The sequence below is a fragment of the Sanguibacter inulinus genome (assembly GCF_013415325.1).
Taxonomy (GTDB): domain Bacteria; phylum Actinomycetota; class Actinomycetes; order Actinomycetales; family Cellulomonadaceae; genus Sanguibacter; species Sanguibacter inulinus.
Genome location: NZ_JACBYE010000003.1, coordinates 61,515 through 77,823, shown reverse-complemented (window position 1 = coordinate 77,823; position 16,309 = coordinate 61,515). Strand labels below are relative to the sequence as shown.

The 16,309-nt window shown below is 69.8% G+C and carries 14 protein-coding genes and 1 riboswitch; of the genes, 8 read left to right on the top strand and 6 right to left on the bottom strand.

Annotation, left to right across the window (positions count from 1 at the left end; translation table 11 throughout):
- Positions 1-52 precede the first annotated feature (52 nt).
- Positions 53-1,501 (top strand): ABC transporter permease, encoded by a 1,449-nt coding sequence (locus tag HZZ10_RS02030; protein WP_373367307.1) that lies wholly within the window; start codon positions 53-55, stop codon positions 1,499-1,501.
- Positions 1,502-1,596: 95 nt separating this feature from the next.
- Here HZZ10_RS02030 and HZZ10_RS02025 read toward each other — a convergent pair whose 3' ends face one another.
- Complete coding sequence (locus HZZ10_RS02025) at positions 1,597-2,397, bottom strand: exodeoxyribonuclease III (protein ID WP_179912211.1); 801 nt, start codon at positions 2,395-2,397, stop codon at positions 1,597-1,599.
- A gap of 166 nt (positions 2,398-2,563) precedes the next feature.
- Positions 2,564-3,151: a TetR/AcrR family transcriptional regulator gene (locus tag HZZ10_RS02020; RefSeq protein ID WP_179912210.1), complete on the bottom strand. Its 588-nt coding sequence runs from the start codon at positions 3,149-3,151 to the stop codon at positions 2,564-2,566.
- A 95-nt stretch (positions 3,152-3,246) separates the two neighbouring features.
- Here HZZ10_RS02020 and HZZ10_RS02015 point away from each other — a divergent pair, with 95 nt between their 5' ends.
- Positions 3,247-4,206, top strand: coding sequence for a zinc-dependent alcohol dehydrogenase family protein (locus HZZ10_RS02015; RefSeq protein WP_179912209.1), 960 nt, complete (start codon positions 3,247-3,249; stop codon positions 4,204-4,206).
- Positions 4,207-4,358: 152 nt separating this feature from the next.
- On the opposite strand, the gene HZZ10_RS02010 is transcribed toward HZZ10_RS02015, so the two are convergent.
- Both HZZ10_RS02010 and glyA read right to left on the bottom strand, forming a co-directional pair.
- The gene (locus HZZ10_RS02010) at positions 4,359-5,246 is read right to left on the bottom strand and encodes a bifunctional methylenetetrahydrofolate dehydrogenase/methenyltetrahydrofolate cyclohydrolase (RefSeq protein WP_179912208.1); all 888 of its coding nucleotides are present in this window, start codon (positions 5,244-5,246) and stop codon (positions 4,359-4,361) included.
- A gap of 151 nt (positions 5,247-5,397) precedes the next feature.
- Positions 5,398-6,690 (bottom strand): serine hydroxymethyltransferase, encoded by a 1,293-nt coding sequence (glyA, locus tag HZZ10_RS02005; protein ID WP_056128973.1) that lies wholly within the window; start codon positions 6,688-6,690, stop codon positions 5,398-5,400.
- A 121-nt stretch (positions 6,691-6,811) separates the two neighbouring features.
- Positions 6,812-6,951: riboswitch (ZMP/ZTP riboswitch) on the bottom strand.
- Positions 6,952-7,316: 365 nt separating this feature from the next.
- On the opposite strand from glyA, the gene chvE reads away from it, so the two are divergent.
- The 5 genes from chvE to HZZ10_RS01980 all read left to right on the top strand — a co-directional run bounded on the left by chvE (position 7,317) and on the right by HZZ10_RS01980 (position 13,417).
- Positions 7,317-8,459 (top strand): multiple monosaccharide ABC transporter substrate-binding protein, encoded by a 1,143-nt coding sequence (chvE, locus tag HZZ10_RS02000; protein WP_179912207.1) that lies wholly within the window; start codon positions 7,317-7,319, stop codon positions 8,457-8,459.
- Positions 8,460-8,552: 93 nt separating this feature from the next.
- Positions 8,553-10,091 carry a multiple monosaccharide ABC transporter ATP-binding protein gene (mmsA, locus tag HZZ10_RS01995; RefSeq protein ID WP_056128966.1) on the top strand — a complete coding sequence of 513 codons (1,539 nt, stop codon included), beginning with the start codon at positions 8,553-8,555 and terminating at the stop codon, positions 10,089-10,091.
- Positions 10,088-11,269: a multiple monosaccharide ABC transporter permease gene (gene mmsB, locus HZZ10_RS01990; protein WP_056128963.1), complete on the top strand. Its 1,182-nt coding sequence runs from the start codon at positions 10,088-10,090 to the stop codon at positions 11,267-11,269. Before mmsA ends, mmsB begins: the two co-directional genes overlap by 4 nt.
- Before the next feature lie 130 nt (positions 11,270-11,399).
- Positions 11,400-12,662, top strand: a complete 1,263-nt coding sequence (locus HZZ10_RS01985; protein ID WP_235533825.1) for an ROK family transcriptional regulator — start codon at positions 11,400-11,402, stop codon at positions 12,660-12,662.
- Positions 12,659-13,417 (top strand): ATP-binding cassette domain-containing protein, encoded by a 759-nt coding sequence (locus tag HZZ10_RS01980; RefSeq protein WP_056128953.1) that lies wholly within the window; start codon positions 12,659-12,661, stop codon positions 13,415-13,417. The genes HZZ10_RS01985 and HZZ10_RS01980 overlap by 4 nt, the downstream gene beginning before the upstream one ends.
- 123 nt (positions 13,418-13,540) lie before the next feature.
- On the opposite strand, the gene HZZ10_RS01975 is transcribed toward HZZ10_RS01980, so the two are convergent.
- Together HZZ10_RS01975 and HZZ10_RS01970 are read right to left on the bottom strand one after the other, a co-directional pair.
- Positions 13,541-14,068 carry a GNAT family N-acetyltransferase gene (locus tag HZZ10_RS01975; protein WP_056128952.1) on the bottom strand — a complete coding sequence of 176 codons (528 nt, stop codon included), beginning with the start codon at positions 14,066-14,068 and terminating at the stop codon, positions 13,541-13,543.
- 86 nt (positions 14,069-14,154) lie between these two features.
- The gene (locus tag HZZ10_RS01970; protein WP_308507461.1) at positions 14,155-14,859 is read right to left on the bottom strand and encodes a GntR family transcriptional regulator; all 705 of its coding nucleotides are present in this window, start codon (positions 14,857-14,859) and stop codon (positions 14,155-14,157) included.
- Between the two features lie 132 nt (positions 14,860-14,991).
- On the opposite strand from HZZ10_RS01970, the gene HZZ10_RS01965 reads away from it, so the two are divergent.
- Positions 14,992-16,287, top strand: a complete 1,296-nt coding sequence (locus HZZ10_RS01965; RefSeq protein ID WP_179912206.1) for an amidohydrolase — start codon at positions 14,992-14,994, stop codon at positions 16,285-16,287.
- Positions 16,288-16,309 lie beyond the last annotated feature (22 nt).

Sequence of the window (16,309 nt, the reverse complement as noted above, 5' to 3'; positions counted from 1 at the left end):
CGCGCCCCTTGCCACCCGACCGGTCGACAGTTCTGGAGGCGGCACGTCCGTCGTGACAGACGATGCTCCGGCACCCCCCGAGACCCAGGGACCCCAGTCCGACGACCACCAGCCCGACGGTCCGTCCGACCCGGAGAAGGACGGGCTCGCCGACCTCCTGGACGGCGCGGCCGCAGAGCCGACGTGGTCCGAACGCCTGCGTCGCACGGCTGGCCGCCTCGTGTTCTGGCGCTCCGGACGCACCCGCCTCGACCGCTCCGAGATCCACCTCGGTGCACGCCGGGACAGGTTCTCGCTGCGCGACCTCTTCGCCGAGGCTGCGCACGGGATCGGCGCCAAGCCGGGCCGTCTCGTGCTGACGATCTTGGGCACGGTGCTCGGCATCGGATCTGTCGTGGTCACCGTGGGCCTGGCCCAGACCGCCGCAGGTCAGATCAGTGCACAGTTCGACGCGGTCTCTGCCACGCAGGCTCTCGTGCAGCCTGGGACGACGGGATCGTCGTGGAGCGGGAACGCCCGCCCCAAGACGTCGCTGCCGTGGGACGCACCGGAACGGGTGCTGCGGCTCAACGGCGTGGAGGGGGCCGGCATGCTGGGGACAGTCGACATCAAGGACGCCGCTGTCACAGCCGTCCCCGTCAACGATCCTTCAGCCCCCAAGGTCGTGTCTCCGAGTGTCGTGGCCGCCTCGGGCGGGCTGCTCGACGCGGTCCGCGGAGAGGTCGTCACCGGCCGGTTCTTCGACGACCGTCACAGCGAGCGGGCCGACAGGGTCGTGGTGCTGGGTCAGCGGGCCGCCGACCAGCTCGGGCTGAGTCGCGTCGAGAGCCAGCCGTCGATCTTCATCGGCGACGACAGCTACACGGTCGTCGGGATCGTCGACGCGATGCAACGCCGCCCGGACCTGCTGGACTCCGTGATCTTGCCTCTCGGCACTGCGCGGGCAGACTTCGGCCTCACGTCAGCCGAGGAGATGCACCTGCGGATCGCGACGGGATCGGGCCCGCTGATCAGCCAGCAGGTGCCGATCGCGCTCGACCCGAACACCCCCGAGAACTTCGAGGTGAAGGCTCCTGCCCAGGCCTCGGAGCTGCGTCAGGCCGTCCAGGCCGACATCAACGCGATCTTCCTCGCGCTCGGCGGAGTCGCACTGCTCGTCGGAGGACTCGGGATCGCCAACGTCACGCTGCTCTCCGTCATGGAGCGCCGGGGTGAGATCGGCCTGCGACGGGCGCTCGGGGCGTCCAAGAAGAACATCGCCGGGCAGTTCGTGGTCGAGTCTGTGGTCATCGGGATGCTCGGCGGGCTCATCGGCGCGGCGATCGGCGTGTTCGTCGTGGTGGGGGTGTCGATCCTCAAAGACTGGACGGCGATCCTCGACGTCCGGATGGCGCTCGGTGCCGCGGCGATGGGCGGGGTGATCGGCCTCGTCGCCGGTCTGTACCCCGCCATGAAGGCCTCGGCGATCGAGCCGATCACCGCGCTGCGCGGAGGCATCTGAGCCGACCGGCCAGCACAGGCACACAGCGAGACGACGACGGGCCCGGCACCTCTTCGCGAGGTCCCGGGCCCGTGGTCGGCTGTGTGCTGGGGCTGTCAGAGCGCGTAGTCCGCGAGGAGCGGGGCGTGGTCGCTCCAGCGTGCCTCGTAGGAGTCGGCACGGTCGACGTGCACGTTCGACGCGAGCTCGGCCAGAGCCGGCGAGACGAGCTGGTAGTCGATGCGCCACCCGGCGTCGTTGGCGAAGGACTGACCACGGTTGGACCACCACGTGTACGGCCCGGGGCCCTCGCCGCCGTGGCGACGGCCGAGGTCGACCCAGCCGGCCTCGAACCAGCGGTCGAGGTAGGCACGCTCCTCGGGCAGGAATCCTGCCGACTTGAGGTTGCCCTTCCAGTTCTTGATGTCGACGTTCTGGTGGGCGATGTTGACGTCCCCGCCGACGACCACGTGGGCGCCGCTCTCGAGGAGCTCGCGCATGCGCGCGTCGACCTTCTCGAGGTGCGCGAACTTCTGGTCCATCTTCGGCGTGCCGGCGGTGCCCGAGTGGATGTAGACGGAGACGACCGTGATGGTCTCCCCCGTCGGGAGCTCGATGTCGGCCTCGACCCAGCGACCGGTGTCGACGGGGACCTCCGGCTCGCCGTTGCCGAGCCCGACACGCACAGCCTTGAACGGGAGGGTCGTGGCGATGGCGACGCCCGCACGACCCTTGATGTCGCAGGCCTGGTGGACGCTGTTCCAGCCTTCGCCGAGCAGACCCTCGAGGATCTCGTCGGTCGCGCGGACCTCTTGGAGCAGCAGGATCTCCGGTGTGCGCTGGGCGAGCCACTCCCCCATCCCGTTGCGGTACGCGGCACGGATGCCGTTGACGTTGGCTGTAGCGATGGTGACCATGCGCCTATCCAACCTCATCCCACCGACAGGGCGTGAACCGCCGAGGCCGTCCCCGCCGTGTCGGCGGCGGGCAGGACGCCCATCGCCGAGGCCGTGCGCACCGGGCCGGCGGCGGACAGACGCCGGGGCCCGAGTCCCGGCTGCGAGCCGGTCGGCAGACCAGATGTCAGGCCGGGCGGTCCACTGGCGGGTCCTCCGGAGCTCGGAGCGCGTCGACAGCAAGGACCGCGAGACGTCGGGCGGCCGTGTCACGTGCCGCGGGGGCGAGCGCGCTGAGCCCTCGGACTGCGAGCAGGACGAGGACGAGGTCGTCGATCTCGAAGTCCGAGCGCAGCCTCCCCTGCGCCTGGGCGCGCCGAGCCAGGCCCGTGAGCCGCCGGAGGATCTCACGCCTCTCGGCCGAGATCAGCTGGTCCGGCGGGTCTGCCGACAGGAAGGCGTCCATGAAGCCCCGGTTGTGGACGTTGGCCGTCACGAGACTCGTCACCACCGAGGTCAGCCCATGCCACGCGTCGGGATCTTCGCACCCGTCCTCGACGGTCTCCTTGCACGACCGGATCTCGACGGCGAAGGCCTCCGCGACGAGATCCTGCCTGCTCGGGAAGCGACGGTAGAGGGTCGCAGGCCCAACCTCAGCCTTACGAGCGATCTCGCGCATCCCCACATCGAGGCCCGACTCGGCGAAGAGCTCACGCGCCGCGGCGAGGATGCGGTCGCGGTTGTCGCGTGCGTCGGACCGCAGCTTCTGAGTCACCTGCTGACCAACCTCTCTCACTTCGACGATGTGGACGGGTGCGTCCGTTAGCGTCCCGAGAGTACAGCCCCAGGCCACCATCGAGGAGAGAACCAGTGCGCGCAGTGATGATCCAGCAGTTCGGAGACCCGAGCGGGATGGCGGTGGTCGAGCTGCCCCCGCCCGTCCCGCAATCCGCCCACCTCGTGGTGCAGACGGAGGCGATCGGGGTCGGCGGGGTCGACGCCGTCGTCCGGAGGGGCGCCCTCGGACCGGCATTCTCCGAGGGCATGATCCTCGGCAGCGAGGTCGCAGGCACGGTGTCCTCGGTCGGAGCCGGGGTCGACCCGGCGTGGGTCGGCCGCCGCGTGTGGGCCTTCACAGGGACGAGCGGCGGGTACGCGGAGCAGGCCGTCGCGCGGGCCGACGACGTCGTGGAGCTGCCCGACGGGCTGTCCTCGGTCGACGCGGTGACTGTCGGAGGAGCGGCCACGGTCGCCCAGCTCGCTCTGACCCACGCGCACCTGCGTGCGGGCGAGTCGCTCTTGGTCCGTGGGGCTGCCGGGAGCATCGGGATCGCGGCCGTCGAGCTCGGGGTCCGTGCCGGGGCGAGCATCGTGGCGGTCACGACGTCGTCCCAGGAGCGGGGTGACCGGCTGCGCGCGCTCGGCGCGACGCACGTGCTCGACCGGGACGGCCGGGCCGAGGACGGTGGCTCGGCCACCTTCGACGTCATCGTCGACATCGCGGGCGGCGCTGCGCTGCCCGACTTCGTCGACAGGCTCGCGCCGAACGGGCGCATGGTGCTGCTCGGCGTCGTGGCCGGCTTCCCGCCGGCGGACTTCGGCGCACGGCTCCTGTCCACGTTCCAGCAGTCGCGGTCGTTCGCGACCTTCAGCCTCGACTCGGTCCCGGCCTCCGTGCGCGACCCTGTCCGTGCCGCGCAGCTCGCCGCGGCGTCCCGTGGGGAGCTGCACGCCGTGGTGGACGACGTCCTGCCGCTCGCGCAGGCGGCCGACGCTCACCGGCGGATGGACCTCGGTTCTGTCTTCGGGCGGATCGTACTGGTGCCCTGAGGGCCGAACGTCAGACGCAGGTCAGACGCGGGTCGAGCGCGACGAGGCCACCGGACCGTGCACCGGTGGCCTCGTCGCGCGTGAGGCTAGGAACCTCGCGAGAGGCCGGGCTCGGCTCCTCACGGGAGGCCGTGCTCGGCTCCTCGCGAGGATCAGCGCGCCGCGAGCACGCGCTCTGCGGTGTCGACGACGTTGGCGAGGAGCATCGCGCGCGTCATCGGTCCTACCCCGCCGGGGTTCGGCGAGATCCACGCGGCGACCTCGGCGACAGCCGGGTCGACGTCGCCGACGACCTTGCTCTTGCCGGTCTCAGGGTCCGTCGTCCTGCTGACGCCGACGTCGATGACGACGGCGCCCGCCTTGACGTCTTCAGCCTTGACGATCCCGGGCACCCCGGCCGCGGCGACGATCACGTCGGCGCTGCGCAGGTGCGAGGAGAGGTCGGTCGTCCCGGTGTGCGTGAGCGTCACCGTGGCGTTGACCGCCCGGCGGGTCAGCAGCAGCCCGATCGACCGACCGACCGTCGTACCGCGACCGACGACCACCACATGCTTGCCCGCCAGGGAGATCCCGTTGCGCTCGACGAGGTCGATGATGCCTGCGGGGGTGCAGGGAAGTGACGACTCGATCGGCTCGTTCGTGCGCAGCACCAGACGCCCGAGGTTGGTCGGGTGCAGGCCGTCGGCGTCCTTGGCGGGGTCGACGAGCTCGAGCACCCGGTTGGTGTCGATGCCCTTCGGCAGCGGGAGCTGGACGATGTAGCCGGTGCAGCGCGGGTCGTCGTTGAGGCGACGCACCGCCGCCTCGATCTCCTCCTGCGCGGCCTCCTCAGGGAGGTCTTCGCGGATGGACTCGATGCCCACCTCGGCGCAGTCGCGGTGCTTGCCCGCGACGTACCACTGCGAGCCGGGGTCGCTGCCGACGAGCAGCGTGCCCAGCCCGGGTGTCACGCCAGCGGCGCGGAGCGTCGCGACGCGGGTGGTCAGCTCGTCCTTGATCTGACGGGACGCGGCCTTGCCGTCGAGGATCTGTGCGGTCATGGGTGTCTCCTCAAGATTCTGTGCTCAGGTGCGCCCGGTCGGGGCGGCTGGGCGCGGGTGCCAGGTGCGGCCGGCGGCTCGTGGCCAGTCGCCCGTGGAGCAGGGCAGCAGCCCGGCACGGACGGTGCCGGGCTGCTGCCCAGGGGACGGCTCAGTACTGCTGGAGCCCGGGGTACAGCGGGAAGTCGCCCGTGAGCTTGTCCACGCGCGCCTTGAGGGACTCGACGTCGGTCGCGGCGCCAGCCTTGAGCGCCTCCGCGATGATGTCGGCGACCTCGGTAAACTCTTCGTCGCCGAAGCCGCGGGCGGCCAGCGCAGGCGTGCCGATGCGCAGGCCCGAGGTGACGCGCGGGGGGCGCGGGTCGAAGGGCACGGCGTTGCGGTTCACGGTGATGCCCACGGCGTGCAGGAGGTCTTCGGCCTGCTGGCCGTCGAGGTCGGAGTGGCGCAGGTCGACGAGCACGAGGTGCACGTCGGTGCCTCCGGTGAGGACGGAGACGCCTGCCTCGGTGACGTCGGCCGCGGTGAGGCGGTCGGCGATGATCTTGGCACCGCGCAGCACGCGGTGCTGGCGCTCGGCGAACTCCTCGGAGGCGGCGATCTTGAAGGCGACGGCCTTGGCGGCCACCACGTGCATGAGCGGTCCACCCTGCTGACCTGGGAACACGGCCGAGTCGATCTTCTTGGCGTACTCCTCGCGGGACAGGATGAAGCCGGAGCGGGGCCCGCCGATCGTCTTGTGGACGGTCGACGAGACGACGTCGGCGTGCTCGACAGGGTTGGGGTGCAGACCGGCGGCGACGAGACCCGCGAAGTGCGCCATGTCGACCCAGAGCTTCGCGCCGACCTCGTCGGCGATCGACCTGAAGGCCGCGAAGTCGAGGTGGCGCGGGTAGGCGGACCAGCCGCCGATGATCACGTCGGGGCGCTCGGCGAGGGCGGTCTCGCGGACCTTGTCCATGTCGACGAGGTGGGTCTCGGGGTCGACGCCGTACGCGGCGACCTCGTAGAGGCGGCCGGAGAAGTTGATCTTCATGCCGTGCGTGAGGTGACCACCGTGCGCGAGCTCGAGGCCGAGGATCTTGTCGCCCTTGTTGATGAGGGCGTGCAGCACAGCGGCGTTGGCCGTCGCACCCGAGTGCGGCTGGACGTTCGCGTGCTCGGCGCCGTAGAGGGCCTTGACCCGCTGGATCGCGAGCGTCTCGGCGATGTCGACCTGCTCGCAGCCGCCGTAGTAGCGCTTGCCGGGGTAGCCCTCGGCGTACTTGTTGGTGAGCACGGAGCCCTGGGCCTCGAGCACGGCCCGCGGGACGAAGTTCTCGGAGGCGATCATCTCGAGGGTGTCGCGCTGACGCGCGAGCTCGCCGTCGAGGACTGCCGCGATCTCGGGGTCGACCTGGGCGATGCCCTGGTTCATGACGGTGTTCTCGTTCAGAGCGGTCATGTTCTCTCCTTGCAGCGGGGGTCGGTCGGCCTGCCCCGTGCGGGACCGGCTGGCGTACCTGCTGCGTGAGCACGGCCCGGGACTCGTCGTCCGGGCACGCGCACACGCACCGTGTACGGGTGACCGGGGCCCAGGCGGACGACCCGAAGTCGAGTGGTGCACGTCGCTCCCCGGTGGTGGTCCACCATCCTGTGCTGGTCCCCCGGGGCCTCTCGGACCGCTCGGGCGACGTGGGCACAGACGCCAGTCACGACGTGGAGATCGTAGCCCACGGTCGCCGGACGACGCCAGGGTCGTCCACGCCCACGACGACGTCCCGGGCACGCCCGGGACGACAGCTCGCTGAGGGTCAAGCGCGAGCGTTCGACACCCTTGGGTTCACGTCCCAAAATCACCCGCAGCCTATTTTCACGGCCTAGACGCGAAAGAAGGGCACTTAGTCCCAGTATGGCGTGACCAAACTGTGATCACAGCGAACCCGTTCCGCAATCATTTCCACCTTGACTTCGGGACTCGAAGTCATAGAGTGGTCTCATCGCTCAGACAGAGATGTCCGGGCCTCCAGAACGACAGCGGCCCCGACGACGGGGCCGACCACCTCTCAAGGACGACGAGGAGCACTCACCATGCGTGGAATCAAGTTTGCGGCGATGGGCGCGGTCCTGGCCTTCGGCCTCGCCGCGTGCAGCGGCGACGGAGCGGGCAGCAGCTCGGGCGAGTCGGGCGCGGCAGAAGAGGGCACCGGCGTCATCGGTGTCGCGATGCCGACCCAGACCTCCGAGCGCTGGATCGCTGACGGCGACGCCGTGAAGTCCGGGCTCGAGGCAGCCGGCTACGAGGTCGACCTGCAGTTCGGCAACGACGACATCCCCACCCAGCAGCAGCAGATCGACCAGATGATCAACAAGGACGTCGACCTCCTCATCATCGCCTCGATCGACGGCACGGCGCTCGCGACGCAGCTCCAGGCCGCGGCCGACGCCGACATCCCCGTCATCGCCTACGACCGCCTCATCCGCGACAGCGAGAACGTCGACTTCTACGTGACCTTCGACAACGAGAACGTCGGCGTCCAGCAGGCCACCTCGCTGCTCGTCGGTCTCGGCCTCCTCAACGAGGACGGCTCCAAGGGCGACGCGACCGGACCGTTCAACATCGAGCTCTTCGCAGGGTCGCTCGACGACAACAACGCCACGTTCTTCTTCGACGGCGCGATGAAGACCCTCCAGCCCTACATCGACGAGGGCACGATCGTCGTCAAGTCCGGCCAGACGAGCATCGAGCAGGTCGCGACGCTCCGCTGGCTCCAGGAGACCGCGCAGAAGCGCATGGAGGACCTCCTGACCTCGACGTACGGCGGCGGCTCCGAGCAGCTCGACGGCGTCCTGTCCCCGTACGACGGCATCTCCCGCGGCATCATCACCGCGCTGCAGAACGCCGGCTACGGCACCACCATCGCCGACGGTCTCCCCGTCGTCACCGGCCAGGACGCGGAGATCGCGTCGGTCAAGCTCATCGCCGACGGCACGCAGTTCGCGACGATCTTCAAGGACACCCGCAAGCTCGCCGACCAGGCCGTCACCGCGGCCGACTCGTTCCTCAAGGGCGAAGAGCCCGAGGCGAACGACACCACGTCCTACGACAACGGTGTGAAGGTCGTCCCGTCCTTCCTCCTCGAGTCGGACATCGTCTACACCGACAACATCACCGAGCTCCTCGTCGACTCCGGCTACTGGACCGCCGAGCAGGTCGAGTCCGGCCAGGCCTGACACACCTCTCACCGCTCGGTCGGCGCGGCACCTCGTCGCGCCGACCGAGCACCCCCCATCCACGCTCCACCACGGAAGGACGGCTGAGGACGGATGTCTAGCCCGATTCTGGAGATGCGCTCCATCACCAAGACCTTTCCCGGGGTCAAGGCCCTGCAAGACGTCACCCTCGAGGTCGCCAGCGGCGAGATCCACGCCATCTGCGGCGAGAACGGTGCCGGCAAGTCCACCCTCATGAAGGTGCTCTCCGGGGTCTACCCGCACGGCAGCTACACGGGCGAGATCCTCTTCGACGGTGAGGAGGTGCGCTTCGGATCGATCAACGACTCCGAGGACAAGGGCATCGTCATCATCCACCAGGAGCTCGCCCTGGTCCCCTACCTCTCGATCGCCGAGAACATCTTCCTCGGCAACGAGCGCAGGCGCGGCGGGCTCATCGACTGGAACCAGACCAACGCCGACGCCGCCGAGCTCATGGCGCAGGTCGGCCTGGACGAGCTCCCGGTCACGCCTGTCGGCGCCCTCGGCGTCGGCAAGCAGCAGCTGGTCGAGATCGCCAAGGCACTGTCCAAGAAGGTCCGTCTGCTGATCCTCGACGAGCCGACCGCAGCCCTCAACGACTCCGACTCCGAGCACCTGCTCGGCCTGCTGCGCGACCTCAAGGCCCGCGGCATCACGTCGATCATGATCTCGCACAAGCTCAACGAGATCGCGAGCATCGCGGACTCCACGACGATCATCCGCGACGGCCAGACCATCGAGAAGCTCGACATGCGCTCGGGTGAGGTCACCCAGGACCGCATCATCCGCGGGATGGTCGGCCGTGACCTCGAGCACCGGTACCCCGAGCACGAGGCCACCCTCGGTGCCGAGGTGCTGCGGGTCGAGGACTGGACCGTCTACCACCCGACAGAGCCGGGCCGTGTCGTGGTCGACAAGGCCAACCTCACCGTCCGCGCCGGGGAGATCGTCGGCATCGCCGGTCTCATGGGCGCAGGGCGCACCGAGCTCGCGATGAGCATCTTCGGGCGCTCCTACGGCAGCAAGGCGACGGGCAAGGTCTTCCTGCACGGCAAGGAGATCAGCACCAAGACCGTCAGCGAGGCGATCTCGCACGGCCTCGCCTACGCGACCGAGGACCGCAAGAAGTACGGCCTCAACCTCATCGAGGACGTGCGCAGCAACATCTCGGCGGCGAGCCTGGGCAAGCTGTCCAAGGGCGGCTGGGTCAACGGCAACGAAGAGATCCAGGTCGCCGAGGGCTACCGCAAGAGCATGAACATCAAGACCTCGACGGTCATGGCCCTCACCGGGAAGCTCTCGGGCGGGAACCAGCAGAAGGTCGTCCTCAGCAAGTGGATCTACACGGACCCTGAGGTCCTCATCCTCGACGAGCCCACCCGTGGCATCGACGTCGGCGCGAAGTACGAGATCTACACGATCATCAACGCGCTGGCCGACGCCGGGAAGGCCGTCATCCTCATCTCGTCCGAGCTGCCCGAGGTCCTCGGGATCTGCGACCGGATCTACACCCTCGCGTTCGGACGGATCACCGGTCAGGTCGACCGTGCCGGCGCCACCCAAGAAAGCCTCATGGAGCTCATGACACAGGAGAAGGAGCCGGTTCGATGACCGCCGTCGCAGGACTCAAGGAGATCTTCACCAAGAATCTCCGCACGAGCGGGATCTACATCGCGTTCGTCGCCATCATCGGGCTCTTCACGGTGCTCACGGACGGGATGCTGCTCAGCCCGGGCAACCTCACGAACATCGTCCTGCAGTACTCGTACATCCTGATCCTCGCGATCGGCATGGTCATCGTCATCATCGGCGGGCACATCGACCTGTCGGTCGGCTCGGTCGTCGCGCTGACCGGTGCGACCTCGGCGATCATCGTCATCAAGCACGGGCAGCCCTGGTGGGTCGGCATCCTCGCCGCCCTCGCGGTCGGCCTCGTGGTCGGTGCGTGGCAGGGCTTCTGGGTCGCGTACATCGGGATCCCGGCGTTCATCGTCACCCTGGCCGGCATGCTCCTGTTCCGCGGGATGACGCTCCAGGTCCTCGACAACATCTCGCTCTCGCCGTTCCCGGCCGAGTACCAGAAGGTCGCCGGCGGGTTCCTCAACGGGTTCCTCGGCGGCAACGGCTTTGACGTGTTCACGCTCGTCATCGCAGCCATCGCCCTCGTCGGCTTCGCCGTCAGCCAGTTCCGCACCCGCCAGGGACGCATCCACTACAAGCAGGCCGTCGAGGCCATGCCGCTGTTCGTCCTGCGCCTGGTGCTCGTCTCGGCTGTGGTGATGGCCTTCGCCTACCAGCTCTCGAAGAGCCGTGGTCTGCCGATCGTGCTCATCATCCTCGGTGTGCTCATCATGATCTACACGATCGTCACGACGAAGACGGTCTTCGGCCGCCACGTCTACGCGATCGGTGGCAACCTCTCGGCCGCCCAGCTCTCGGGTGTCAAGGTCAAGCAGGTCAACTTCTGGATCTTCGTCAACATGGGCTTCCTGTCGGCCGTCGCCGGAGTCGTCTACTCCTCGCGGTCCAACGGTGCCCAGCCCTCCGCCGGCAACATGTTCGAGCTCGACGCGATCGCCGCGGCCTTCATCGGTGGTGCGTCGACGACAGGTGGTGTCGGGCGTGTGACCGGTGCCATGGTCGGTGCGCTCATCATGGCCGTGATGACCAACGGCATGTCCATCATGGGGATCGACCAGTCGGTCCAGCAGATGGTCAAGGGCCTCGTGCTCCTGCTCGCCGTCGCCTTCGACATCTTCAACAAGCGACGCGCCGGCGCTGGCCGCTGAGCATCGCCTGAGCGCTGGCCTGGTGCGGACCGACTCTCGGTCCGCACCAGGCCAGCGTCGTCCGTGGACCCCGTCCTCCAGGGGGCGGAACACCCCCGAGAGCACACGACGACGAAGGTAGGCTGAGCCCGTGAGAGGTCGAGTGGCGATCAGCGGCTCCCAGTCTTCGCTCCGCGAAGCCAACCGGGCCCTCATCGTCGACACCATCAAGCGCTACGGCGGCCTCACCCAGGTCGAGCTCGTCGCGGCGACGGGCCTCTCCCCCGCGACCATCTCGACCATCGTCAAAGAGCTGCTCGGCGGCGGGATCGTCGACACGCAGAACACCACGCGCAGCGGCCGGCGCGCGCAGATGGTCACCCTCGCCCGTCGCGTCGGGCTCGTCGCCGGCGTGCAGTTCGGCCACCGCCACCTCAAGGTGGCCCTCGGCGACTTCGGGCGTACCGTCGTCGCCGAGCAGCAGATGCCGTTGCCTGTCGACCACCGCTCGGACACCGGGCTCGACAGGGCGGCCCTGCTCGTCGTCGAGCTGCTCGAGAGCGTCGGGGCCCCGATCGAGGAGCTCCTCACCATCGGCCTCGCGGTCCCGGCCCCTGTCGACGTGTCGACGGGCGAGATCTCCGTGCACGGGATCATGCGTGGCTGGGACGGCCAGCAGCTCGGGCAGGTGATGTCCGAGCGGCTCGCCCGCCCTGTCGTCGTCGACAACGACGCGAACGTCGCGGCCCTCGCCGAGCACGAGCTCGGCGCAGCACGCGGCTTCCAGGACGTCGTCTACGTCAGGGCCTCGTACTCGACGGGTGCGGGGATCATCCTCAACGGGCACCTGCACAGGGGTTTTGCCGGGACCGCCGGGGAGATCGGCCACGTGCAGGTCGACCCGAGCGGGAGCATCTGCCGCTGCGGCAACCGTGGGTGCCTCGACACCGTCGTCTCGTCGACGGCGCTGCTCGACCTGCTCCGCGGCTCGCACGGCGACCTCACGCTCCGCGACCTCGTGGCCAAGGGGATCGCCGGGGACCTCGGCTGCCGCCGGGTCCTCGCCGACGCGGGTGACCGCATCGGCTCCGTGGTCGCGATGCTCGCCGGGACCCTCAACCCCCAGCTCGTCGTGGTCGGCGGAGAGCTGGCCGCCGCCGGCGAGCTGGTGGTCGGACCGCTCCGGCAGGCCGTGCTGCGGCACATCGCCCCGAACACCGTCGCACCGCTCCAGGTGGTAGCCGGCGAGCTCGGCGAAGAGGCTGAGGTGACAGGCGCGCTGCTCCTCGCGCTCCGGTCGACCGAGGTCGCGACAGACTACGAGACGATCAGCACCACGCCCGAAGGCTCCGACGGCACCGCCGCCGCGGAGGACCTCAGCCTGACCCGACGCACCGAAGGGGACCTGACGTGACGACAGCCCGCCCGACCCCCGCGCTCTCGCTCCGAGGGATCGACAAGTCCTTCGGCGCCGTCAAGGCGCTCTCCAGCATCGACCTCGACATCCACAGCGGCGAGGTCGTCGCGCTCGTCGGCGACAACGCCGCCGGCAAGTCGACCATCGCGAAGGTGATCGCCGGGGTCATCACGCCCGACGCCGGGATCATCGAGTCCGACGGCGTGCCCGTGACCATCCCGACGCCGACGAGCGCGCACGCCCTCGGGATCACCACGGTGTTCCAGGAGCTCGCCCTCGCCGAGAACCTCGACATCGTCTCGAACCTGTACCTCGGGCGTGAGCTGCACAAGGGCAACCTGCTGCTCGAGTCCGAGATGGAAGACGTCGCACGCCAGATCTTGCGGGACCTGAGGATCAGGGTGCCGTCCGTGCGCACCCTCGTGGCGGACCTCTCTGGCGGGCAGCGGCAGGCCGTCGCGATCGCCCGGACGCTGCTCGGCAAGCCGCGGATCGTCATCCTCGACGAGCCGACGGCCTCGCTGTCCGTGTCGAGCACAGCAGAGGTGCTCACACTGATCGAGCGGCTGCGCGACCTCGGGCACGGCGTGGTGCTCATCAGCCACAACATGGGTGATGTCCGGGCCGTGGCGGACCGCATCGAGGTGCTGCGGCACGGCCGCAACAACGGCAGCTTCGCGGCACGGACCGTGAGCTACGAAGACATCATCGCGGCGATCACCGGGGCTGTGGACTTCTCGACCCGGCGGTGAGGCTGGGCTGGCACCGAGCACGACGCAGCCCGCGTGCCGGACCTGCCTCGGTCTGGCACGCGGGCTGCGGGCTCTGCTCTGCGCTGCTCTGCTCTGCGCTGTGACGCTGGTTGTGCGTCGTGCTCAGGCGTTCTGGACCGGCTCCGCGTCGGAGTGCACGTCGGTGTCGTCCATCTCGCCGAGGATGCGGCGCAGGTAGGCGTAGGTGAGGTCGCCGGCGACCTGGTCGTGCTGGTGCTCGTAGCCGGCCTTCTGGTACATCGCGAGGTTCTGCTTGGAGTCCTTGCCCGTGAAGACCCAGATCTCGGTGGTCTCCTCCGGCAGGTGCGGCAGGACCGCGAACATCATCTGCGTGCCGATGCCCTTGCCCTGGAGGTCGGGGGCGACGGCGAGGCGGCCGAGGGTGGCCTTGTCGTCCTCGATCTCGACGCGGACCGAGCCGACGAGGCGGTGCCCGGACCAGGCGCCGAGCGTGACGACGCCCTCGGCGACGAGGTCGGCGCGCAGCTCGGAGAGGGTCTGGGTCAGCGGCGGGATGTTCGGGTCGCCGTAGACCTGGGCCTCGGTGACGAAGGCAGCACGGCGCAGGGTGAGCAGCTCGCCCGCGTGCTCGTCGGTCACCAGTGAGATCGTGATGTCTAGGTCGCTCATGTGTCCATCGTCTCAGACTTCCGGGCACCTGACCGGCCCATCCACCAGGTGTTCACCTCGGAGGTGCTGCTCCTGCGCGGGCTGCCTCAGCTGCTCGCTCGGTCTTGCCGGGCGCGCGCGGAGGCGAGGCTCGACCGCAGGTGGTCGCGCGTCAACCTGTCGGCCTCCTCGACGTCGCCGGCGCGGATCGCGTCGAGCAGCGCCGCGTGCTCGGAGACCATCACGTGGAGGTCGTCGTGCTGGCCGAGCATCCAGCGCATGCGGCTCGCCGTGAGCGCGGAGATCTCGTCGAGCACGGCGTTGCCGGCCATCGCCGACACGGCCTCGTGGAAGTCGGCAGCCGCACGCCGCGCTGTCGTCGCGTCGCCGTCGCGCGCTCCCCCGGCCTCGCGGTCGAGCGCCGCCGCAGCCACCTCGAGGTGTGCGGCAGTCCGTCGCTCGGCCGCGAGACGGACGGTGAGCACCTCGATCGCGGAGCGCACCTCGACGAGGTCGAGCAGGTCACGGTCGGTGAAGGTCCGCACGACGGCCCAGCTCCGCGGGCGCGGAGTGACCAGGCCTTCGGAGGCGAGGGTCTGGAGGGCCTCGCGGACGGGGACGCGGCTCACGTCGAGGGATGCGGCGAGCTCACGCTCGACCAGCCGGCTGCCCGGGGCGCGGACGCCGTCGACGATCTGGTCGCGCAGCAGGCGGGTGACGCGCTCGGTCTCTGAGAGGGCCGGGCGGGTGACCCGCTCGGTCTCCGAGAGAGCGGTGCGGGTCAGGTCGGGCTCGGCGGGGGCGCTGCTCACGGAGCCATCCTCCCAGGTGCAGGTGGGACGCAGGGGCGCGCCCACGGCTCCTCGGACCCGGGGTGCCGCGCACCACAAATGGTATACCGTTTGCTCTCGGGTCTGTGTGGGCCCCGCACCGAGAGGATCGACATGACCGGAACCCAGAGCACCACCGTCTCCGTCCTGCGCGACGTCCGCCCCTGGGGCGGCCCGTCGGTCGACCTCACGATCTCGGACGGCATCATCAGGGCGATCGACGCACACGTCGCCAGCCCGAGCGCTCCGGTCCAGCAGCCGACCGCGAGCGCAGCAGCTGCCTCGGGCGCGGGGACCGGCGCTGGGGCTGGCACCGCCGGCACTGCTGGCACCGTCGGCACTGTCGTCGACGGCCGCGGTCTCCTCGCCCTCCCTGGCTTCGTCAACGCGCACGCGCACGTCGACAAGAGCTGGTGGGGCAAGCCGTGGGTCAGCTACGGCGGCGAGGCGACGACGCAGGGCCGCATCGCCCACGAGCGCGCGCACCGCGACGAGCTGGGCATCCCTGGGACCGACGTGACGCTGCGGGTCCTGCGCGAGCTGCTGCGGCACGGCACCACCGCGATCCGCACGCACGTCGACGTCGACCTCGGCCTGGGCACCCGGGGGATCGACGTCGTCCGCGAGTCCCTCGCCGAGCTGGGCGGCGCGATCACCGCGGAGATCGTCGCCTTCCCGCAGGACGGCGTGCTGCGCCGCCCCGGCGTGATCGACCTGCTCGACCAGGCCGCGGCGGCTGGAGCCGAGCACATCGGCGGGCTCGACCCGGCGTCGATCGACCGGGACCCCGTCGGGCAGCTCGACGCACTCTTCGACGTCGCGGGCCGTCACGGCGTGGGCATCGACCTGCACCTGCACGACGGCGGCGCGCTCGGGGCCTTCCAGATCGAGCTGATCGTCGAGCGCACGCTGCGGACGGGTCTGCAGGGCAAGGTCAACGTCGCGCACGGTTTCGCGGTCGGCGAGCTGCCTGCCACCCAGCAGCGCGATCTTGTCGCGGCGATGGGCGAGGCGGGCGTGAGCATGACGACAGTCGCGCCGATCGGGGCGGCTCCTCTGCCTGTCGCCCTCCTCGAAGAGCACGGTGTCTCTGTCGGCCTCGGGACCGACGGCATCCGTGACCTGTGGAGCCCCTACGGCACGGGCGACCTGCTCGCCCTCACCACGCGCCTCGCCCAGCAGACCCGACTGCGCTACGACGAGGAGCTCGTGCACGCTGCGCGGATCGCCACGAGCGCGGCGGCGTCCTTCGTCGGGCGCGAGACGCACGACCTCGTCGTGGGGGCGCGGGCTGACGTCGTGCTGGTCGACGCGGAGAACGTCCCCGACGCCGTCGTGCGTGCCCCACGCCGCGATCTCGTCGTCGCCGGCGGCCGAGTGGTCGTCCGCGACGGCGAGGTGCTCGTCTAGCGGCGAGCACCTCGCCGGCAGA